Origin of the sequence: Providencia rettgeri (assembly GCF_013702265.1) — a bacterium.
GTDB lineage: Bacteria > Pseudomonadota > Gammaproteobacteria > Enterobacterales > Enterobacteriaceae > Providencia > Providencia zhijiangensis.
The window spans coordinates 1,070,771-1,093,232 of the sequence record NZ_CP059348.1 but is presented as its reverse complement, the minus strand read 5'-3'; the positions used below and the strand labels follow the sequence as shown (position 1 = coordinate 1,093,232).

Sequence of the window (22,462 nt, the reverse complement as noted above, 5' to 3'; positions counted from 1 at the left end):
CTAAAGTGATCTCCCGAAAATCTCAGGAGATCAATCAACGACCAACCTCGATTAGCGATACTGTTTCAGTACGCTACGACCTAATGTCAGTATTTGCATTTCATCTGAACCGCCTGATACACGATCCACACGCAGGTCGCGCCAGAATCGTGCGATACGGTGTTCACCCGCAATACCCACACCACCGAGGACTTGCATTGCTGAATCCACAACTGCAAATGCTGCGTTTGCACAGAAGTATTTACACATTGCCGCATCACCAGAGGTGATTAAACCGTTGTCACTCTTCCATGCAGTTTCATATAACATGTTGCGCATCGAATTGAGCTTGATCGCCATATGTGCAAATTTTTCTTGAATTAATTGATAACGACCGATGGCTTCACCAAATTGAACACGTTGGTTGGCATAGCGCGCCGCATCTTCAAACGCACACATTGCTGTACCGTAGTTGGTCAATGCCACTAAGAAACGTTCATGGTCAAACTCTTCTTTCACACGGTTAAAGCCGTTGCCTTCACGACCAAACATGTCTTTTTCATCAAGTTCCACGTTGTCGAACGTAATTTCGCAGCAGCTATCCATGCGCAGACCCAGTTTTTCAAGTTTGTTCACCTTGATACCTGGCTTGCTCATGTCTAAGAACCACTCAGTGAAAACAGGTTTATCCGGTGAATCTGCATCGCGGCTCATCACCACGATGTATGGGGTGTACGCACTACTGGTGATAAAGCATTTGCTACCGTTTAAGTACACTTTTCCATTACGGCGAGTGTATGTCGTTTGTAAGCTACCAACGTCAGAACCTGCGCCCGGTTCAGTAATAGCGGAGTTCCACATCTGTTTACCCGTACCACGGAACGCCATGATTTTGTCGATTTGCTCTTGAGTTCCTTCACGCAGAACCGTATTAAAACCACCCGGTAATTGGTATAGAACATAAGTAGGAGCACCAAGGCGACCTAATTCCATCCATACCGCAGCAACCGTAATAAACCCCGCATTTAAGCCACCGTGCTCTTCGGGGATCAGCAGGTTATCGATTTCCATATCCGCTAAGGCTTTTACAAAACGCTCTGGGTATTTGCTTTCGCGGTCACACTCGGCGAAATAGCTTTCCCAGTTCTCACTTGCCATCAGTTCACGGATCCCTGCGACAAACAGTTCCTGCTCATCATTCAATCTAAAATCCATATCAATAACCTCTTCAATGTTGTTTCTGAAATATTGTTTCTAAGTGAAATTGTTTCTGAGTAAATTAATCGTTTTTCCAATGCACTCTTGCATCTTTAATAAAGGAGAGCGTTACCATGATGTTCACGAAAAAAAGTGGGCATCCTCCGGCAATAATCGCTGTTTGAATTGGTTTCAGTCCGCCTAATGCCAGTAAGACAATGCCAATCACGCCGACAAGAACAGACCAACCAATACGCACTAATAACGGTGGCTCCTCTCCATCTTTCACTGCGCGACAAGTCGACATCGCGAGAGTGTATGAACAGGCGTTAATCAGTGTGACAGTGGCGATAAAGCAGAGGATGAAGAAGCCCCAAATTGTTACAGTGCTCAAAGGTAAAGCGGCCCAAGTTTCAATGATGGCTCGTGCAACACCGAACTCTTCAATCAACTTAGGAATGTTAATGACGTTTTTATCAATCAGTTGTAGCGTGTTACTGCCGAGAATGGTCCAAATTAAGGTGGTACCTGCGGTTAAGCCTGCAACCATACCTAAACATAATTCACGAACAGTACGTCCTTTGGAAATGCGTGCGAGGAAAATACACATTTGAATCGCGTAGATAACCCACCAAGCCCAATAGAACACAGTCCAACCTTGAGGGAATCCACCTTTGCCAACGGCATCGGTATAGAACAGCATGCGTGGCATATACATTAATAATACGCCGACGGAGTCTGTAAAATAGTTAGCGATAAAGCTCGCACCACTGACGATAAGCACCCATCCAAGCATTAAGAAACTTAAATAGCTGCGTACATCACTGGCGGCTTTCACCCCCTTTTGCAGACCAAATGCTACACACACTGCATTGAGGATGATCCAGCAGAAGATAATGATCGCATCGAGCTGCAAGGTATGTGGAATACCAAACAGATATTGAATACATTCAGTCACCAGCGGTGTTGCCAGACCCAAGCTGGTTCCCATCGCTAAGATCAATGCAACCAAATAGAAGTTGTCGATAATGGTTCCAAACCAGCCATTGGCACGCTTCTCACCCACCAGCGGAGCCAGCGTACTACTTGGGCGGATCACATCCATTTTACGAACAAAGAAAAAGTAAGCGAAAGCAACAGAGAGGAAGCTGTAAGTTGCCCACGGCAGCGGGCCCCAATGGAACAAGCTGTAAGCTAACCCGATACTTTTGGCTTCATTAGAATAAGGTGCAAAATCAAACGGCGGCGATGAAATATAGTAATAAATTTCAATCGATCCCCAGAACAGCACCGCGGCTGAAGTACAAGATGCGAACATCATAAAAATCCAGCCAGCTCGGCTAAATTCTGGTTTTTCATCCCCTAAACGTTTCTTCGCATAAGGTCCGAAAATTAACCAAAACCAACCACCAAACATAATGACCATATACCATTCAAATGCCCATCCCCAGACATTGGTGACATAGCTAAAGACTTGGTTAATCACTTCGTTTGATGCATCAAGATCACGTACTGTTAGCCAGCACAGTAACCCGACAATAATTAATGGTGGGAAAAAAACTTTCGGTTCTATTCCGACCTTTTTATTTTCTTTGCTCATAGGTCTATTCCAATTTATTATTTAATACATAAGTTTTAAAACAATAAATATTTAACATTCATTTAATGACTTCTAAATAAACGCCTCTTAAATATGCCCAATTACTTATTATCAATAGCCAATTAAAGATTAATTAATTTATTTACTATTTGAATCATGTCGACTCACCAATAACAATTCTGTTATTAAGGTCACAATATTATTCGTGATAAAGATTTGTTATTAACTTCCACGTTAAAAATAAAATAATAAATCAATAAAAACAAAGCAGTAAAATATAATGTTAGGTTAATGTTATTAAACTCATTCAGTATTGGTGATTAGGATAGCAATATTGAACATTAGCTTGCTAACTTGATGATTTTTACAGTATTGGTGAGTAATGTAACAGTATGAATATTTAAACCCGCTTTAATTTAAGGCGTTCAATATTGGTGATGTAGGTTTTATTTTTAAATATCCAGTTCGTGATACTCATATAAATATTAAACCACAACTGTTCCACTTATTTTATTCTAGGAGATGTAATGAATATTATTACATGCTACAAATCTGTTCCTGATGAACAAGATATTGCTGTTAATAGCTCAGATGGTTCTTTAGATTTTTCTCGCGCTGACACTAAAATTAGTCAATATGATTTAAATGCCATTGAAGCTGCTAATCAAATAAAAGCGCAGCAACCAGAAAGTAAAGTTATTGCGTTAAGTATTGGTGGCAAAGCACTGACTAACATGAAAGGTCGTAAAGACGTTTTATCCCGTGGCCCCGATGAATTAGTCGTAGTGGTTGAAGACCAATTCGAATATGCCCTGCCTCATCAAAGTGCTATTGCTCTTAGTGCCGCAGCCAAAAAAGTCGGCTTTGATTTGATTCTGTGCGGTGATGGCTCCGCTGACCTCAACGCCCAGCAAGTCAGTATTTTAATGGGAGAAGAGCTGCAAGTTCCTGCTATTAATGGGGTCAAAAAAATCCTCTCTATTGCACCAGATACCATTGTTGTTGAACGTGAGCTCGAAGACGAAATCGAAACGTTATCCATTCCACTACCTGCGGTTATTGCAGTGACTTCAGACATTAACGTCCCTGTTATTCCATCGATGAAAGCCATTTTAGGTGCAGCGAAAAAGCCTGTTCAAGTATGGACGGCTGCTGATATCGGTCTTGGTGATGTCGCGGCGTTATCGACTCAGTCGATTGCTGCACCAAAACAAAAAGTTCGTCAACGCATCATTATTGAAGGCGATGGCGATGACCAAATTGCACAGTTCGCTGAACACTTAAGAAAAATCATTAAATAATAGGGGGAGTTATGAGCAAATTATCAACCGTTTGGGTACTGAGTGACATGGCTTCTCGCTTACCTGAACTGATCGGCGGCGCACAGACTCTTGGTGAACATGTCAACGTTATCGCATTGGATGACGCGCAAACCACGCAAGCTTTTCAACTCGGTGCAAACCAAGTTATTCAATTATCCGGCAAACCGGATGACCGTATTATCGAAGATTATGCAGATACCGTCGTCGATGTGATCAAGCAACATGGTGATACCGGACTGCTGTTACTGCCAAATACACGTCGTGGAAAACTATTGGCGGCGCGTTTAGGCGCAAGACTGCAAGCCGCAGTCTCGAATGATGCAGCCACTGTCGTCATTGAAGATAACAAACCGGTTATCAAGCACATGGTCTATGGCGGTTTAGCGTTCGGCAGTGAAACATTAAGCAGCTCATTTTCCATCGCCACAGTGGCGACTGGGACTTTTGATGCCGCATCAAGTAATGCATCACTTAGCGGCACAGCCCAAGTTGCACAATGGATTGAACCGAAACAATCTATTGTACGTACCTCGGTTCAGCAAAAAGCCGGTAACTCCGTTGAGTTAGACAAAGCACGCCTTGTGGTCAGTGTGGGTCGAGGCATCGGTAGCCAAGAAAATATTGCCATTGCTAAAGCATTAGCGGATTCCATTGGTGCTGAAATTGCGTGTTCCCGTCCTGTGGCTGAAAACGAAAAATGGATGGAGCATGAACGCTATGTAGGTATTTCCAACCTAATGATCAAACCTGAACTGTATCTTGCAGTCGGTATTTCAGGGCAGATCCAACACATGGTTGGCGCTAATGGCGCTCAAACAATCGTAGCCATCAACAAAGACAAAAATGCCCCTATCTTCCAATTTGCAGACTACGGAATTGTTGGGGATCTCTTTAAAATTCTTCCAGCACTGACTCAGCAACTGGCCAAATAAACATCCTAAGTAGTGGGGGGAACTCCCTCACTACTGCATTAAGTTTGGAGACACTATGTCCGATGATATTTTTGATGCAATCATAGTAGGAGCTGGTCTAGCTGGCTCAGTTGCTGCACTGGTACTTGCCCGTGAAGGTGCTCAAGTTCTCCTAATTGAAAGAGGAAACTATGCGGGCGGCAAAAACGTAACAGGTGGGCGCATGTATGCTCACAGTTTAGAGCGGATCATTCCTGGGTTTACCAAAGAAGCGCCTATTGAGCGCATGATCACCCACGAAAAGCTCTCTTTTATGACCGAAACCGGTGCAATGACGGTGGATTACCAAAATGGTGACCCGCAAAAACCCGAAGAAACCTCATGGTCCATCCTGCGTGGAAAACTGGATCCATGGTTGGCTGAACAAGCTGAAAATGCAGGCGCACAGTGCATCACAGGGATCCGCGTTGATAAACTGGTTGAACGTGATGGCAAAGTCGTTGGCGTCGAAGCTGACGGTGATGTACTCGAAGCCAAAGTGGTGATCCTAGCCGACGGCGTAAATTCCCTTCTAGCAGAACAATTAGGCATGACAAAACGCGTCAGTGCCGAGCATGTCGCTGTCGGCGTCAAAGAACTGATTGAGCTGCCAAAAGACGTTTTACAAAACCGCTTCAACCTCCAAGGTAATGAGGGCGTTGCGTGGCTATTTGCAGGCTCGCCAACCGATGGACTGATGGGCGGTGGTTTCCTTTATACCAACGAAGATACGATTTCGTTAGGGCTGGTGTGTGGTCTACACCACATTAAAGATGCCAAAAAATCCGTTCCACAAATGCTCGAAGATTTTAAACAGCACCCTGCTGTCGCACCATTAATTGAAGGCGGAAAAATGATTGAGTACGCCGCCCATGTGGTGCCTGAAGCGGGTTTAAAAATGCAATCTGAACTGGTTCGGGATGGTGTTCTTGTTGCTGGGGATGCAGCAGGTATGTGCATGAACTTAGGCTTTACCATTCGCGGTATGGATTTAGCCGTCGCCTCAGGTGAAGCCGCAGCTCAAGCTGTACTCAGCGCAATGAAAAAAGAGGACTTTAGCAAGCAAGGCCTAAGCGAATACCTCACCTTGCTGGAACAAGGCCCACTGCGCGATATGAAAGCCTACCAAAGAATGCCTGAATTCTTAGATAACCCGCGCATGTTTACCGCATACCCGGAGATGGCACTTGGTATTGCCAAAAAACTGTTCACCATCTCAGATGAAGCCCCAGTGCCTCTGCGCAAAACCATGCTGCAACATGCGAAAAAAGTCGGCTTTATGAACCTAATTAAAGACGGAATTAAAGGAGTGAGAGCGATATGAGTGCTCCCGTAAACGTTGATGTCAAACTCGGTATTAACAAATTTAATGTCGATGAAGAGATCCCCCATATCGTTATCAAAGAGCAACCTGATATGGCGGTACTCGAAATATTAACCAAAGCCTGCCCAGCAGGTTTGTATAAAAAACAAGATGATGGCTCGGTACGTTTTGATTATGCCGGCTGTCTTGAATGTGGGACATGCCGCATTCTGGGTCTTGGTAGCGCACTGGAAAAATGGGAATATCCACGCGGTACCTTCGGTATTGAGTTTCGATACGGCTGATATAGCTAGCGCTTACTCTCGAAGCGAAGTTATCCCATAAAGTTATGTTGCTTCGAGAGCTTTTTTTTATTTTATTGCGCTAATGCAGGTAACGACTATGCAACCTAAAAGCTTTGATGACATCCAGTTTTCCTCAGTCCACCGCCGCATTATGTTGTGGGGCAGCGGTGGGCCTTTTCTTGACGGTTACGTATTAGTCCTCATTGGCGTTGCCTTAGAGCAGCTCACTCCAGTACTTAATTTAAGTAATGAGTGGATTGGTTTACTCGGTGCGGCCACGTTAGCGGGGCTGTTTATCGGTACCTCTTTATTTGGCTATATCTGCGACCAAGTCGGTCGCCGTAAAATGTTCCTGATTGATATTGTGGCCATTGGTGCAATCTCCGTCGCCACGATGTTTGTTTCAACGCCTTTACAGCTTCTGCTAATGCGCTTTTTAATTGGCATTGTCATCGGGGCTGACTACCCGATAGCCACGTCGATGATCACCGAGTTCTCTAATACTAAACAGCGCGCTTTTGCTGTCGGGTTTATTGCGGCAATGTGGTACGTCGGCGCCACTTGCGCCAACCTTGTGGGTTATGCTTTATATGATATTGAAGGTGGCTGGCGCTGGATGCTCGGTAGTGCCGTAATCCCCTGCATCGTGATTTTAATCGGTCGCTTTGATTTACCTGAATCGCCACTTTGGCTGATCCGCAAAGGCCGACATCAAGAATGCCAAAAGATGATGACCAAATTATTTGGTCAACCTGTGGTATTTGAGGCAGAAGAACAAAAGAAAACCCGCTTTATCGATATTTTTACCAAACGACACTTCTCCTTTGTCTTATTCACCGCGACGATTTGGACTTGCCAAGTGATCCCTATGTTTGCCATTTACACATTTGGCCCACAAATTGTCGGGGAACTTGGTTGGGATCAAGGGAAAAATGCCGCGCTCGGCAATGTCGTCATTAGCCTATTCTTTATGCTCGGCTGTTTACCTGCAATGTATTGGCTCAACCGAATGGGCAGAAGGCCATTACTGATAGGCAGCTTTGCGATTATGACCTGCGCACTGGCGATCCTCGGTTTATTCTCCAACCTAGGGATCTGCTTGGTGATCATTATGTTCGGTATCTACGCTTTTTTTTCTGGCGGGCCAGGGATATTACAATGGCTATATCCGAACGAACTTTTCCCGACCGATATTCGCGCTTCCGCTGTTGGCGTGATTATGTCCATAAGCCGCATCGGAACCATTTTTTCAACGTGGGCACTGCCTGTCTTTATTCACGAATATGGCATTAGCCATGTGGTACTCATGGGGGCAGGCGTTTCGTTAGTTGGCTTAGTGGTTTCTATCCTATTTGCGCCAGAAACCAAAGGGTTAACTCTAGCGCAAACCTCCAAGATGAGCATAGTGAAAAGAAAATAGCCTTTTGTTAGTTATTACGATTAATCAAGCAGAAAAAGACATGCTATTTATTCTTGTTCACACGAACATGAATGTAAAAGAGTATTCTTTGTAGAAAACAGGTAAATAGACAACGCCTCCCTATTTTGAATAAAAATACCCAGCTGATTAATTAAAATCAGCCATTAAAAACAAAATATAATACTATTTGATTTCTCTTGATTTACGTTTTATTTCCTCATGAAAAAAATAACCCCGCCCGATAAATAGTTGATAAATGCGATGAAATTCACATTTCTAGGGTTATCCTTTAAAAAATGATCAACAAAACAGCATCTTTTAGATTAATATATTTCAATATCGTTAGATTTTAATCATTCATGCAATTATTTACGCAATAACACGTTAATTTTAAACTTCAATTTCTGATAATCTATATAACTTATTAAAGTCGCAATTTTAACCAAAAAGATCTCATTAGGTAGATTTTCTCTATTTTGATTCTTGCAACTCTTCTATCTTTAGCTTTCATACGTTCTAAAACCAGATTATTTAAATATAACCTTTAGATTTAATTATTAATACTTTCACCTTTCTAATTAATAAAATATAAATCAAGGAGTAAAAATGCATAAAATAATAATAGATTGTGATCCTGGAGTTGATGATGCAGTGGCTATTTTTCTCGCTATGGCATCACCTGAAATAGAAATAATCGGGATAACGACAGTCGCTGGGAATGTAGAGTTAGAAAAGGTTCACTGTAATGCAAAAAAATTACTGACATTAGCGAATAGGTTAGATATTCCTCTCGCTAAAGGCTGTGATCGTCCATTAATGAGCAAAACCGGAAATAAAACTAATGTTCATGGTTCAGATGGGCTAGCTGGGGTACTCCTACCTGAATCTGAGCACCACAATGATTCTGGTCACGCGGTAGATTTTATTATTGATTCTGTCATGTCAAATCCTGGTGAAATAACATTATGCACAATAGCCTCCCTCACCAATATTGCTTTAGCTATCATTAAAGAACCAAAATTAGTTGATAATGTAAAAGATATTGTTGTCATGGGGGGCGCTGCATTTACACAAGGAAATATAACACCAGCCGCTGAGTTTAATTTTTATGTCGATCCTCATGCTGCTCATATTGTTTTTGATAGTGCGCGGCATATCACTATGCTTGGTTTGGATGTAACAAGCAAAGCTGATATAAGAGCGGGTTTGTGTACTGCTTTGGAAAAAGGGGGTGTTATTGCTCAGACCGTGGCAGAAATGTGCCGAAGATATGCCGAATTTGATCCTTTCCTTCATGACCCCTGCGTTATTGCCTACCTAATTCACCCTGAAATTTTTTCAGGTGTTGAGGGTTCAATCACTATTGAATATGAGTCCAAAAGATTATTTGGCCATAGTTTTGCTACCACACCTAATGTTACTCATCACGGTTTAGAAACGATGAATTGTAAAATTATTACTGATGTCGATGCATCGAAATTGATGTCTTTAATTGCAGAGCGTATTTTAACTCTTTGAGATAAAGCTTACCTCAACAAGGTAAATACTCAGAATCTCTGATACGCATCTATTGAAATAATAATTTTTACATCACGATTGTATTTTGGCATAAAAAGCCCCCCAGCAATTGGTTATTCAACTATTGGGGGTCACTTCATCGAGTGACGCTTTTTTACTTTCCGTAAACTAAAAAATTCATCTGGCTAGATTTCAGCTTCTGTCGGTTCTTTAGAGATTAATTCAACTTTATCGCTTATTAAAAATTGAATACCCGTAAGATCATTTCCATAAACATCTCTCAATTCCCATTCTTTTTTTAAAAAATGGCCGCTTAATAAGGAATCTATCCGAGCTAAATCAACTTTTATTTTTTCATTAGAATCAATATTGAGTTTTGTCTGTAATTTATAGCGAAGAAATTCCAGCATAATAATGCTTGCATTACATATCGCATATTGGTTTATTAACGCCAAATTCCCACCAATGACATAACATTCCCAGTTATGGTGAACATCAACAATCGCATCTAATTCACTATTTTCATATAATGGCATGACGCCATAAAACATCTGAAGAAGAAAAAGAATTTCACACTCAACTAGGCAATCATCCGAAGATGAAAAACTCGGGAGCTTATCTCTAATTAACTGAATATAAGCACAAGCTTGTTGAAATTGATCTAGGCTTAAATTTGTTTCAACACCATAAAACTGTGTTGAACGGCTATACGTATGGGTTAACTGATATTTCATAATATAATCATTTGGGATTGATGCTTTTCAATACTCTTGAAAAATAAATAACATGTTTTCCAAAATACAAATCGCAATTTTAAATTAATTAAAAACCGTATCTTTATAAGAGCATCTAATTCAATATCAATTGTTTAAAACAAAGAAACAACATCAATTATTACACATACAAAAAAGATAGCGCCATGAATTAAAATTCAATAATAAAAACCACTCCATGAAAATCAAAAATAGACTCATTATTAATAAATCAAAATTGATTATAGACCAACATTTTATTAATGATAATATCTTTTCAATTAAACAAATAAAAAATCAATTATATTTATTTTTATATTAAAAATTGATTTTCTTTTTTAGATGGGGAGCAAATGAAAAATAACATTGATAGTTTAAATATAACCATATTTAAACTATCAATTTCAGACTAATGAAAGAACGTTGGCGAGCAAGAAAAATAATTATTTCATCTTTACGGCATAATTACTTTCCAAGTCATCATCACCGCACTGCATAAAATCAGCAGTAACGTAATATATTGGAAAGTCCGTTCAGACAATTTCACCAGTAAATATTTTGCCAGCGGCATCACTAACAGTGCCCCTGCACACAAAATTAATGCCAGTTTTAAATCCGTGTGACCATCTTGCGCATAAGCTAGCGCCGAAGAGCCTGATAACACGGTCGTCACCACAATCGATGTACCAATGGCTTGCTTGATATTTAAATCCATATAACGCAATAACATTGGCAGAACCACGACTCCGCCGCCAACCCCTGTTGCACCTAATACTATCCCCGCCAATACCGCTGGGATTGCCATCGCTTTCAATTGATTTTCTTTCACGGCAACTTTTTTACGCGGATTAGCAAAAAACATCCGTTGAATAAATAAATACAATGAAAAAATAATGGCAGCGGAGACCAACACATTAATGCCCCACTCCACCTGTTTTTCATAAGCAGGGATACTGCCTAGCCACGTCACAAACAGGCTGGATAAAAACGTACTTGGCAACATAATCGCCAAAACTATCAATGCCCCTTTTAGTGGAATATTGCCTAAGCGAAAATGCATGTATGACGAAGAGACCTTCATCAACATAGAGAGAAAGTTAGCAGTTGCCACTGCGGCTAAGGCATTAAGCCCAAAAAAGTAAGTCAGTATGGGTAAAACAATCACACCACCGCCCACACCGGTTGTGCTTATAATCAAGCCAATCAGTGCGCCGATGGCTAACTCTGTGACAATCATGGTGGTTTATCCTGCCTGAGTAACGGCTTGTCGACCTTTTTGCAATGCGATGTCTGCATCTTCATTGGCAAGGGTTAAATATTTGAAAAATAGCGTATCGAATATCACCATCTGCAACACTTGAGGCGTGATCACTCCCAGCTGAGAGTGTTGTTCATCATAGTAATATGGCAGCGTTAAATCCGCGAGACGCGCCGCATCATCTTGCCCAAAGCGCGTTAAAGCAATCGTCGTACAGCCATTTTCATGTGCCGACTTCAGCATTCGGTTAATTTCTGGCGTATTGCCCCTTGCTGTCACGGCGATGGCGAGATCCCCTTCACCTAAATTTGCCGAATAGCTCAATTGCACATGCAAGTCAGGGCTAAATAACGCCGATTTATTAACGCGAATAAGTTTATGGAAAATATCATTCGCCACAATCGCTGACGAGCCAATACCAAATAGCACAATGCGCTTGGCTTCAACCAATTTTTGCGCGACGGCATCAACCGCGGCGGGCTCTAACAGTTCTAAAGATTTTTCAATGGCGCTAATAAATAACTGCCCAGATTTAGCGATAATCTGAGCCGTATCATCATTACGGCTCAGATTGCCATACAAACTTTCCGCTTTGTGTTGCTTCTCGTCAGATAAATAATCGACTTTAAATTCAGGATAGCCACGGTAGCCCATTTGCCTTGCAAAACGAATGACGGATGCACTGCTCACGCCAGCCTCACGAGCCAATTCAGCGGCATTCATTGCCACAAGGCTATCGCGATATTCCAGCAAAAACTTTGCAATACGCTGCTCTGTGCCTTTGCCTCTCGTCAATAAGCTTTCCAATTTTACTGTCAGTGCTGACATGGCTATACCTTCTTATTATTTTTCTGGATCGTTGAAGCCTATTATCATACTGGCAATGAAACCGACAATCCATGCGCCTGCTACCGCAATCAGAAAATCCAGAATTTGCCCATCACCCACCAGCGGAATTAAGGATAAACCCGCGGTACCAAATGGAATGATAATACCCACATGGAAGAACGCCATCAGCGCACCGCCCGCGGCCCCACCGATACAGCCTGCAATAAACGGTTTACCCAGCGGTAAGGAAACCCCGAACAGTAATGGCTCACCCACACCGAAGATACCGACGGGTAATGCCCCCACTAAGGTTTTCTTTAAACGCTGATTCTTGGTTTTCAGGAACACCCAGAAACATGAACCGACTTGTCCCATTCCGCCCATGGCTAAGATCGGGAATAAATAGTTCAAACCAAAAGTTTGTAGGATTTCCGCGTGAATGGGGATCAAACCTTGGTGCAGACCAGTTAATAATAAGAACAGGAAGCTGCCACCTAAGATACCGCCCGTTGCGACTGCCCCGCCGCCACTACTCAGCAACGCCACAGAAACCCCTTGCGCCAACACTTGGTTCAGATAATGACCCGCAGGTTGGAAGACGACTAACGCCACCATTGCTGAGACTAAAATCGTCACAAATGGCGTCACAATCAGATCCAAACTCTCTTTGATGATACCTCTAAACCACACTTCAAATTTAGAGGAGAACACCACCACCATCAGCACCGCGAAAATTCCGCCGCTATTTGGTTGGAGTTTTTCACCAAATAAGGTGATATCGGCCAAGCCTGGCATCGCTAAAAGCCCTGCCATCACCGCACCTATTGATGTAGATGCGCCTAACTCTTTCGCGGTATTTACCCCAATCATGATAGATAAATAAGTAAACACGGCGCTACCGATCAGCTTTAATAACTTAAACAGCTCTGGGAACTGCTCAACCACTCCCGGCGCCACTAAACGCACAATATTAATCAGCCCCATAATTAGACCGCAACCAATTAGCGCGGGAATGGTTGGGACAAAAATTGCGGCTAATGTATTCAGCATACGGCGGATAGAGAACGATTTTTTCTCTGGCGCTGATGGCGTACTTTCATCATTCGCTACACCGCTGTTTTGCATTCTTTTATTCATCACAGAGAAGACTTTCGCCGCCGTCCCCATACCCACAATCACTTGCTGTTGTTCACCGTTAAAGACAACGCCCTTCACGCCTTCCACTTGCTTGAGTGCATCTGCATCAAATTTACTATTATCTTTTAAAACCAGACGGATACGCGTCATACAGTGGGTTAAGGTACCCACGTTTTCAAACCCGCCCGCATATTTTTCTATTTCTCTGGCGAGCACTTCCAGATGTTCTATCTTATTAGCCATAGGATTTCCCCGGTGTCGACTGAGTTATGACTCTGTTTATGTTATGTTTTACGCTATTCACTGTGACTGTTTAGCATCGAATCCAAGCTGGTATTCGGGTTGCGCTGAACAATCTCTGTCGCTTGTTGTGCAGTAATATTCAATTCATTCATTAAAATGGCACGACGCGGGTGGTAATCCACTTGCTTCAATAATGCTGCTGCAGTGTCTACATCAATCCCGCACACTTCCCCTACAATACGTTCAGCACGACGCAGTAATTTAATATTACTCGCCATCACATCGACCATTAAATTGGTATGAATTCGCCCTAAGCGCCCCATGACACAGGTGCTTAGCATGCCTAAAATCATTTTCTGTGCAGTCCCGCTTTTCATGCGCGTGGAGCCAGAAAGTACTTCCGCCCCCACATCCGGCGCAATGGCATACTGCGCTAAATCACTGAGCAAACCGTGTCCACGGGTGGTTACCCCCACGGTTAATGCCCCGATTTGATTACCATATTCAATCGCAGCTAGGGTAAATGGCGTTCGTCCACTTGCCGCAATGCCGATAATCACATCTTTTTCCGTTGCGCCGCGTACCTGTAGCTCTTTCACCGACGCTTCCGTTGAGTCTTCAATATTTTCAACGGCTTTCAACATAGCTGAATGACCGCCCGCAATAATCGATTGCACCATTTCTGGCGATGTACCAAATGTTGGTGGGCACTCTGCACTGTCTAATACTGCCAGTCGCCCACTGGTGCCAGCACCCACATAAAAGATCCGCCCGCCTTGTTTTAAACGATCCGCAATCACATCTACCACATTGGCGAGTTCCGGCAGCACAGACTGCAATGCCGTTGCGACCGTGCTATCAGCCTGATTGATCACCGTTAACATCGATAAGGTATCTAAGCGAGAAAACTGCAATGTGTCCTGGTTAAGTTCATTGTTCAAACAATCACTAAGCGTATTTTCGGTTACTGACATGGCACACCTCAACTGAAACTATATTTCATTAAAAAATACTATCTATGAATTTTAATTTCAATCCTAATCATAACAAGTTATTCACTTGTGATGATTTACGTGACTGGTCTCACAACAACAACATGAAAAAGTGTGAAAGAACCGGTGGCAACGTTATAAACCGTTTAAGGCTACCACCGGATGAGGGTTATTTGACGAGCTTACAGCTTCCGAAAGCGGAAGGGATATGGAAGTCTGGCTTCACTGAATCTGGCTTGATCCAACTGATCCACTTACGCACTTGCTTAGGCTCACCAGCACTAAACTCGCCGCGCAGAATGGCGCACATCAAGGTTTTCTTGTCATTATCTTGCCAAAGATTCAGTTTAGTGAATTCATCCAGATCGATTTTCCCCGTTAACACATAACCTTCAGGGGTAATTTGCCCAACCGTTTTCAGTGTTTGCCAATTCCAGCTTGGATCCACTTCGCGGTAAAAATTGGCTTTCGCATCAAATGTACGACCTGATGGATCCATTTCAGCCGTGTAATAAGGTTTTAATTCAGGGCTGGTTGCAAAGAATAATTCCACGCGATCTGAGCCCAATACCACCTGATCTTTATCAGCGTCTTTGCCTAGCTGAATGTCTTTATCATCCGCAATAAAGCGAAAATAGAGCGCATTATCGCTCCATAATGCACGGAAATCGGTTTTTGGTGGTGTCTCATTTTCCCACGGATAGATAAAGTCAGTGAGCACTTCAGCCTGCTCCCAAACCGCTGCTTTTTGAGCATCTTCAAGGGAATTAATCTGCACAGTATGATGAATGGGGTACTCTTTTGCCGCTACACTGGCGGTCACTAACAAGGTTGTTGCTGCAAATAGGGTGGTTAATTTCATGCCTTGCCTCACTTTATCGGTTTTATAATGTGCGAATAACATCATGGTGTTTTTTATAACGGAATCGTTATGACAGTATTCTTTACAACCACAAAGAAATTAAATTTCATAACATATAACGAATATAGAATTAAAATTTCACCAAGAGCAAGGCATGTTCAATAAAAACCCTCACATTGTGAAGAGGCTCACTGTTTATAATTTCACTATTCTGACCTTAAATTTAAGGCTAACTTTTCACGAATCGCATCGATAACCACTCTTATTTTTAGCGGTAGAAAGGACGTTGCGACCCACACGACAGAAATTGGGTAACGAACACTTTGATAGTCAGATAAAACCTCAACAAGCTGCCCCGAGTCTATTTTTTCTTGCACCAACCACTGTGGTAAATACGCAATTCCCGCCCCTTGAATTGCCGCCAACATAATTGTTTGCATATCGTCCATAACCAATTTACTGGTGGGTAAATAGCGGTGCTCTTGCTGAGCTCTGTCATACACTTGCCAAGGCAAAATGTGTCCGCCTTGTGTGTAGGCTATAAGTTGATGCTTTTCTAATTCTGAAAGTGCTGTCGGCGTACCATTTGCCGTTAAATAATCGGGGGAGGCACAAAAAATCATTTTATGGTGGCCAATTTCATGTGCAATCAATTGGTTTGAATCAGCCAGTTGCCCCACTCGCACTGCAACATGAACCCCTTCTTGCTGTAAATCCACATTCCGGTCATTCAATAACGTCTCAATTTCCAATTTAGGGTAAAGGCTCATTAACTCAATCAGCAGCGGGACAACATATAAGTTTCCCAATAGCCGAGGCGCGGTAATACAGACTTTCCCTTCAACATTACGTTTGCCACTTTCCAAGAAATTTGACGCTTCTTGCAGAGAATTCAGCGCATGACTCGCATATTCATAAAGTACCATTCCATCATCTGTTAATGTTTGCTGACGGGTAGTCCGCTGAAACAATGAAACGCCTAGGCTATTTTCTAAACGCGAAATACTTTTGCTCACTGCTGAACGCGTTACATGTAGCCGTTCAGATGCCGCGGTAAAATTTCCGCTTTCAACCACAGCAATAAAAATAGGTAAACAGTTCAAATCTAACTTGTTCATATTGGTGCTCGATTGGAAACAATATAAGGAAAGAATATCACTCATTGTCAACTTATCAAGCCAGATATACTGGCCACATCCTAAGTTGATAAGGAACAATTCGATGAAAATTTTAGTTATCAAATCCAGTATTAACGGTGCACAATCGCAAACCAATACCTTAATTCAGCAATATCTGGATGAACGTAAAGCCCAAGGCTATCAAGACTGTGTTATCGAACGTGATGTGGCGGAAAACCCATTACCCGTTCTCAATCAAGCCCGTTTCGCAGCATTAAGAGGCGCGGAAATTAGCAATCCTGATTTAAAAAATACAGCAGAGCTTTCTGACCAACTGATTGCAGAGCTTAAAGAGAGTGACTTACTTCTCCTTGGTGCGCCAATGTACAATCTCAATGTACCAACTGAATTGAAAAATTGGTTTGATTTAGTAGTTCGTGCTAGAGAAACTTTTCGCTATACCGAAACCTACCCACTGGGGTTAGTAGAAAATGTCAAAGCGCTGGTGTTTAGTGCTCGAGGCGGCATTCATTATGGGCAAGAGACCGATGCAATTACCCCTTATTTAAACTCTGTATTAGGGTTAATGGGTATTAACGATGTTCAGTTTGTCTATGCAGAAGGTTTAGATATGAAACCCGAAGGTTATGAGGCAGGACTCGCCAAAGCTCAACAACAATTAATGCTTCTCATTCATCATTAAGTTTCATAATTAAATAAATCCCCACTCTACATTATTTAATCCGTGGGGATTTTGTTTTCATTTAATTAACGAAAAATACTTACTTACAACTGTTAATTTTCATCTAATGTATTGTATTAATTAAAATTTGAATAGTTTATTTCTTTATAAAAACAAACGACACCGCAATACTGTACACCATAAAAACTCTCATATTGAGTAATCAAAAGAGCAAAATGAAAGCAAATATTATATATTGTATCATTTTGTTTCATTTCAGGATTAATAAATAGATTTTATTTATTGATCTACGTCATTATCAAAAAATTATTTTATTTAACTTAAAATTTAACTCATAAAAAGAGTAATTTACTAGCCGATATTCTAGGTTTTTTATTTCTTTTGAATGTAACATTATATTTCATCATATTTTGAGTATTTACATCATTATTTAACCTATCTACAATTCGCCTCGTTTTGAAATCATCCAATTATACAACTCATATTTAACCAACCTAGGTAATTAACTAATTATCAATATAATGAAACTAAATGAAAAAATAGGAATATTTATTAGAAATGCAAGGATAAGCAAAGGATTATCTGAAAAAGAATTAGCATCATTAATATCAATCAGTCAGCAACAAATATCAAGATATGAAAGAGGAATATCGACATTAAGTATTGAAAATATTTTAAGACTTTTAAATGTATTAAACATCCCCTTCGATGAATTCAGTAGCAAGGTAATAAAGCCAGAACAAAATAGACTTTTCAATTTGCTAATTGATGAGCTAGAAACAGACGGTGTAATTCATGTAGGCAATCTCAAAAATACATAAATGTATTTTTCGGAGTGCATGCTTTATTTTGAATGCAAGCACCAAACAAGAAATAAACCCTTTTAAAATTTTATCTAATGGAAAGTAATATAATGAAACTTAAGTTAATCGCTATCGCATTACCTATCTCTCTAGCTTTATCTGCAAATGTATTTGCAGCAGAAGAAGGTCCTAGTGCTCCAGAAGAATTAGCTCCAGTGACTGTTGGCGGTGGTATTGTTAATTTTACTGGTACAATTGTGAACACACCTTGTGTTATTGATAACGACGATGCTTCACAAACAGTTAATTTAGGTCAATACCGCCAAGATGGTTTTGATGGCAAAGATTCGGTGTCATCACCTGTTGGTTTTGATATTAAATTAACCGGATGTGCAACTGAAACATTTAAAAACGCCTCTCTGACTTTTGATGGTACTACCATTCTTAACGAAGAAAAAATCCTTGCTCCAGTAGCATCTCAAAGTGGGCAAACAACCGCAACTGGCGTGGGTATCCAAATTTTACAAAACAACAAGTTAGTAACTGTTAATGGCTCAAAAGCAACGGATGCTATTAAGCTGAATGAAGGTGACAGTACATTACGCTTCCAAGCACAGTACATCGCATTAGCAAATGAAGTGACTGCGGGTTCTGCTAACGCATCTGCCAAGTTCACGATTACTTATCAGTAATATTTCTGTCTTAGCACCCGTGTCATAGCGGGTGCGCATTATTTATATCCGGAGTTTTTATGTTTTCGTTACCTAAAGCAAGTCATTATTATCAATGGCTGGTTTCACTATTCTATTTTGGTTTTTCTTCACTTTGTTTAGCGGGTGGAATTACACTTGATAGTACCCGAATTATTTACCCGCAAGAAAGTAAGCAAATTACTACCAGTATTCGAAATACCTCAGATAAATCAGCTTTTCTAGTTCAAACTTGGATTGAGGACTCCAAAGGAAATAAAATAAGCGATTTTATTTCCACGCCACCTTTATTTACTAGTGCACCAAAAAATGAAAATACCATTCGACTAGTTTATGCGGGTGAACAATTAGCGAAAGATAAAGAATCGCTATTTTATTTTAATGTAAAAGCCATTCCATCCATTGATCGAAATGAATTAGCTGATAAGAATGCATTAATCCTTGCCGCTGTAACTCGAGTTAAACTTTTTGTTAGACCAAAAGGATTAAAAATCACACCAAAGGAAGCTGAAAACCTTATCCGATTTAGCAAGATTGATAACCAGAAAATTAAAATATCAAATCCATCACCGTATTACATGACCTTAACTGACCTTCGTTCAGGAAATAATGAATTACCATCAACGATGATCGCGCCATTTAGTCATATTGAGGTTAATGCACCAGCAGGATTTGACACCAGTAAACTGATGTTTAGTTCAATTAATGACTTTGGTGGGATCACTTCGCCAAAACCAGCCATTTTCAATTAAGAATTAATCTATTTTATTTCAAATGGGAATAAGGTTTTCTATGTTCGTTTCACTAAAAAAATACAAAAAAATCATCAATAACCATTTGAGACCCTCATACTTATTTATCTGCCTTTTTGTAATACCAAGCTCTCATGCCCAAGAGGGAGAAAACTACTATTTTCCACCTTCTTTGATCTCTATCGATTCAGAGCATATTGCTGATTTAAGTACTTTCGAAAGCCAAGGTTCACAATTACCCGGAACCTATGACGTTGATGTTTCATTGAATGGCAATCTCAAGTACAGAAGAAATATTACCTTTGTCAAAGCACAAGATTGCCAAAAACATGATGACAAATTACCTAAATTCGTAGCAGACCAAACAGGGTTAATTCCACTGTTAACGCCACAGGAACTGGCTGAGCTGGGAGTCAATATTGATAGCCTTCCATTGCTGCAATCGGACAACCATCAATGTATTCCTCTGGCGCAATTGATCCCTAATGCGAGCACTGAATTTGATTTTCCAAAAATGAAATTAAATATCAGTATTCCACAGATAGCGTTAAACAATTTAGCCAAAGATGAAATTCCAACAAACCAATGGGATGAAGGAATTAATGCATTATTTACCAGCTATACATTAGGTGTCACAGATAACCAATATCAGCACGATTTTAGTAAAAACATCTACTTGAATCTAAGAAATGGCGTCAATTTAGGGAGCTGGAGATACCGTGATAACCGCACATGGACCAGCTATAAAAGCAAACATAATCAAGAAAATAACTGGCAACATCTCAACAGCTATGTCGAGCGTGGGATCATCCCTTGGCGAAGCCGCTTAGTATTAGGGGATAGTTCAACCAATAACACCGTTTTCGATTCACTGACGTTTCGTGGCGCACAATTGCGAACTGATGAAAGTATGTATCCGTCTAGTCAACAAGGGTTTTCGCCGATTATCCGTGGTGTAGCAAACAGTAATGCGACCATTGAAATTCGCCAAAATGATTATTTAATCTACCAAGCTAATGTGGCACCTGGTGAGTTTGCCATTACCGACTTAAACGCCATGAGCTCGAGTGGTGACTTGCAAGTCAGTATTCTTGAAGCTAACGGCGATATTCAATCATTTATTGTGCCTTATTCCTCTGTTCCGGTGTTATTACGAGAAGGTCGAATGAGTTATAGCCTGACAGCCGGTGAGTTTCGCTCAGATAACAGCCACTATGATACGACTCAATTTGGAGAAACGACGCTTATCTGGGGAGCATCTTCATTAACCACGCTGTATGGCGGCGTTCAATATGCCAAAAATTATCTGGCAGGAGCGGTAGGTACCGGCTTTAACTTAGGGACATGGGGGGCATTTTCAGCAGATATTACCCATGCTAATAGCCAATTAACCGATGGGAGCCGCTATCAAGGGCAGTCACTGCGTTTTCTATACGCACGAGCTTTCCCTGAAACCGGCACGAATCTCCAACTCACAGGGTATCGCTACTCAACCCGAGGCTACTATACCCTACAAGAAACCTCGCTAAACCGGATGTCTGGTTGGCTATCACAAAATGAAACCCTTGATACCAATGGCGAACTGAAAACCAACAATACCGACTATTTTAATCTTTACGATAATAAGCGTGAAAGAATACAGACCAATATCTCACAAAAGATAACGGGGGTTGGTTCCATTTATTTAACCGGTGTCCGCCAGAGTTTTTGGGAGCGAAATGGCAGTTCGGTTTCCATACAGTCGGGGCTAAGTAGCCAGATTGGCGATATTAATTACACGCTCTCGTATGGATTAAATAAAAATGTTGATCAATACGACGTAAAAACAACGGATAGGAATATTTTCTTAACGGTATCCATCCCGTTACAGAAGTGGTTACCTCAAGGAGCGCCGTCAATGTATGCCTCTTATAGTGTTAACCACGATAACCAAGGAGAGTTAGTCCAGCAGACCAGTTTAAGCGGAAGTTTACTGGCTCAGCAAAACCTGAATTGGAACGTTGCTCAAGGGTATTCATCAAGTAATGGGAATGATGGGAATATCAACTTAGCCTACCAAGGCGGCTATGGAAATACTCAAATCGGTTATAGCTATGGTCAGGATTACCGTAAAGTTTCAACGGGTATTTCTGGTGCAGTGACCCTGCACTCTGGCGGTATCATTTTTAGCCAACCCCTTGGTGAGACTAACATTTTAATTTCCGCACCGGGGGCGAGCGATATTCCTGTTGAACATACCAGTGGTGTGAAAACAGATTGGTTCGGTTACACCATCAAGCCTTACGCAACGCCATATCGTTTAAATCGCATTGCACTAGATAGCAGCGAATTAGATGAACAGACGGAAATTGAAAACAGCGTTCTTACGACGGTGCCTACTCGTGGCGCTATCGTCAAAGCAAACTTTGTGACTCGCCAAGGTGCTCGCGCACTAGTTCACATCGTAAAAAATGGCAAAAGCTTGCCTTTCGGCACCTTGGTTTCGATTGGGCACCAAACAGCAATTGTGAATGATGATGGACAGGTTTATTTATCTGGGCTCGAATCCTCTGGCGAATTAACCGCTAAATGGGGACATGACGATGAAAACCAGTGCCAAGCCACATACTCGTTACCTGAAAATGCAGATCTGCAATCATTAATTCGATTCGATGTTAATTGCCAATAACCATTGGTCAATAACAAAACTATTTTAATCATTTATTTAAAT

The 22,462-nt window shown here is 41.3% G+C and carries 20 protein-coding genes; 11 read left to right on the top strand and 9 right to left on the bottom strand.

All coding sequences use genetic code 11. From position 1 onward, the window contains the following. Window positions 1-51 precede the first annotated feature (51 nt). Together caiA and caiT are read right to left on the bottom strand one after the other, a co-directional pair. Complete coding sequence (caiA, locus tag H0913_RS04875; RefSeq protein WP_036954121.1) at window positions 52-1,194, bottom strand: crotonobetainyl-CoA dehydrogenase; 1,143 nt, start codon at window positions 1,192-1,194, stop codon at window positions 52-54. A 64-nt stretch (window positions 1,195-1,258) separates the two neighbouring features. After that, the gene (gene caiT, locus H0913_RS04870) at window positions 1,259-2,776 is read right to left on the bottom strand and encodes an L-carnitine/gamma-butyrobetaine antiporter (RefSeq protein WP_036954118.1); all 1,518 of its coding nucleotides are present in this window, start codon (window positions 2,774-2,776) and stop codon (window positions 1,259-1,261) included. Window positions 2,777-3,303: 527 nt separating this feature from the next. Between caiT and fixA the strand changes: the two genes are divergently transcribed. The 6 genes from fixA (at window position 3,304) to H0913_RS04840 (ending at window position 9,594) form a co-directional block, all read left to right on the top strand. After that, window positions 3,304-4,077 carry a putative electron transfer flavoprotein FixA gene (fixA, locus tag H0913_RS04865; protein WP_181478077.1) on the top strand — a complete coding sequence of 258 codons (774 nt, stop codon included), beginning with the start codon at window positions 3,304-3,306 and terminating at the stop codon, window positions 4,075-4,077. 11 nt (window positions 4,078-4,088) lie between these two features. After that, window positions 4,089-5,030 carry an FAD-binding protein gene (locus H0913_RS04860; RefSeq protein ID WP_181478076.1) on the top strand — a complete coding sequence of 314 codons (942 nt, stop codon included), beginning with the start codon at window positions 4,089-4,091 and terminating at the stop codon, window positions 5,028-5,030. Between the two features lie 55 nt (window positions 5,031-5,085). Further along, window positions 5,086-6,372 carry an FAD-dependent oxidoreductase FixC gene (gene fixC, locus H0913_RS04855; RefSeq protein ID WP_036954109.1) on the top strand — a complete coding sequence of 429 codons (1,287 nt, stop codon included), beginning with the start codon at window positions 5,086-5,088 and terminating at the stop codon, window positions 6,370-6,372. Beyond that, window positions 6,369-6,656, top strand: coding sequence for a ferredoxin-like protein FixX (gene fixX / locus H0913_RS04850; RefSeq protein ID WP_154604519.1), 288 nt, complete (start codon window positions 6,369-6,371; stop codon window positions 6,654-6,656). The genes fixC and fixX overlap by 4 nt, the downstream gene beginning before the upstream one ends. Window positions 6,657-6,753: 97 nt before the next feature. Next, window positions 6,754-8,076, top strand: coding sequence for an MFS transporter (locus H0913_RS04845; RefSeq protein ID WP_154604518.1), 1,323 nt, complete (start codon window positions 6,754-6,756; stop codon window positions 8,074-8,076). A 606-nt stretch (window positions 8,077-8,682) separates the two neighbouring features. Then, window positions 8,683-9,594: a nucleoside hydrolase gene (locus H0913_RS04840; protein ID WP_154604517.1), complete on the top strand. Its 912-nt coding sequence runs from the start codon at window positions 8,683-8,685 to the stop codon at window positions 9,592-9,594. Between the two features lie 185 nt (window positions 9,595-9,779). Here the strand turns inward: H0913_RS04840 and H0913_RS04835 are convergent, their stop codons facing one another. From H0913_RS04835 to H0913_RS04805, 7 genes are all read right to left on the bottom strand, one after another. Continuing rightward, window positions 9,780-10,328: a hypothetical protein gene (locus H0913_RS04835; protein WP_154639422.1), complete on the bottom strand. Its 549-nt coding sequence runs from the start codon at window positions 10,326-10,328 to the stop codon at window positions 9,780-9,782. 472 nt (window positions 10,329-10,800) lie between these two features. Then, a complete protein-coding gene (locus tag H0913_RS04830) occupies window positions 10,801-11,583 on the bottom strand; it encodes a sulfite exporter TauE/SafE family protein (protein WP_154604515.1) in 783 nt (260 codons plus the stop codon). A 6-nt stretch (window positions 11,584-11,589) separates the two neighbouring features. After that, a complete protein-coding gene (locus H0913_RS04825; protein WP_154604514.1) occupies window positions 11,590-12,432 on the bottom strand; it encodes a MurR/RpiR family transcriptional regulator in 843 nt (280 codons plus the stop codon). A gap of 15 nt (window positions 12,433-12,447) precedes the next feature. Beyond that, window positions 12,448-13,812, bottom strand: a complete 1,365-nt coding sequence (locus H0913_RS04820) for a PTS transporter subunit EIIC (protein WP_154604513.1) — start codon at window positions 13,810-13,812, stop codon at window positions 12,448-12,450. A gap of 53 nt (window positions 13,813-13,865) precedes the next feature. Further along, window positions 13,866-14,786: an N-acetylmuramic acid 6-phosphate etherase gene (murQ, locus tag H0913_RS04815; RefSeq protein ID WP_154604512.1), complete on the bottom strand. Its 921-nt coding sequence runs from the start codon at window positions 14,784-14,786 to the stop codon at window positions 13,866-13,868. Between the two features lie 187 nt (window positions 14,787-14,973). Further along, window positions 14,974-15,666 carry a carbohydrate-binding family 9-like protein gene (locus H0913_RS04810; protein WP_181478075.1) on the bottom strand — a complete coding sequence of 231 codons (693 nt, stop codon included), beginning with the start codon at window positions 15,664-15,666 and terminating at the stop codon, window positions 14,974-14,976. Window positions 15,667-15,872: 206 nt separating this feature from the next. Then, window positions 15,873-16,784 carry a LysR family transcriptional regulator gene (locus tag H0913_RS04805; protein WP_154604510.1) on the bottom strand — a complete coding sequence of 304 codons (912 nt, stop codon included), beginning with the start codon at window positions 16,782-16,784 and terminating at the stop codon, window positions 15,873-15,875. A gap of 103 nt (window positions 16,785-16,887) precedes the next feature. On the opposite strand from H0913_RS04805, the gene H0913_RS04800 reads away from it, so the two are divergent. From H0913_RS04800 to H0913_RS04780, 5 genes are all read left to right on the top strand, one after another. After that, on the top strand, window positions 16,888-17,487 hold the full coding sequence (locus tag H0913_RS04800) for an FMN-dependent NADH-azoreductase (RefSeq protein ID WP_181478074.1): 600 nt from the start codon (window positions 16,888-16,890) through the stop codon (window positions 17,485-17,487). A 521-nt stretch (window positions 17,488-18,008) separates the two neighbouring features. Next, entirely contained in the window at window positions 18,009-18,308 is a 300-nt protein-coding gene (locus tag H0913_RS04795) for a helix-turn-helix domain-containing protein (RefSeq protein WP_154604508.1), read from the top strand. Window positions 18,309-18,400: 92 nt separating this feature from the next. Further along, a complete protein-coding gene (locus H0913_RS04790; protein ID WP_181478073.1) occupies window positions 18,401-18,982 on the top strand; it encodes a fimbrial protein in 582 nt (193 codons plus the stop codon). 59 nt (window positions 18,983-19,041) lie between these two features. Further along, window positions 19,042-19,752 carry a fimbria/pilus periplasmic chaperone gene (locus tag H0913_RS04785; RefSeq protein ID WP_181478072.1) on the top strand — a complete coding sequence of 237 codons (711 nt, stop codon included), beginning with the start codon at window positions 19,042-19,044 and terminating at the stop codon, window positions 19,750-19,752. A 40-nt stretch (window positions 19,753-19,792) separates the two neighbouring features. After that, window positions 19,793-22,420, top strand: coding sequence for a fimbria/pilus outer membrane usher protein (locus H0913_RS04780; protein WP_232368831.1), 2,628 nt, complete (start codon window positions 19,793-19,795; stop codon window positions 22,418-22,420). Window positions 22,421-22,462: the final 42 nt, after the last annotated feature.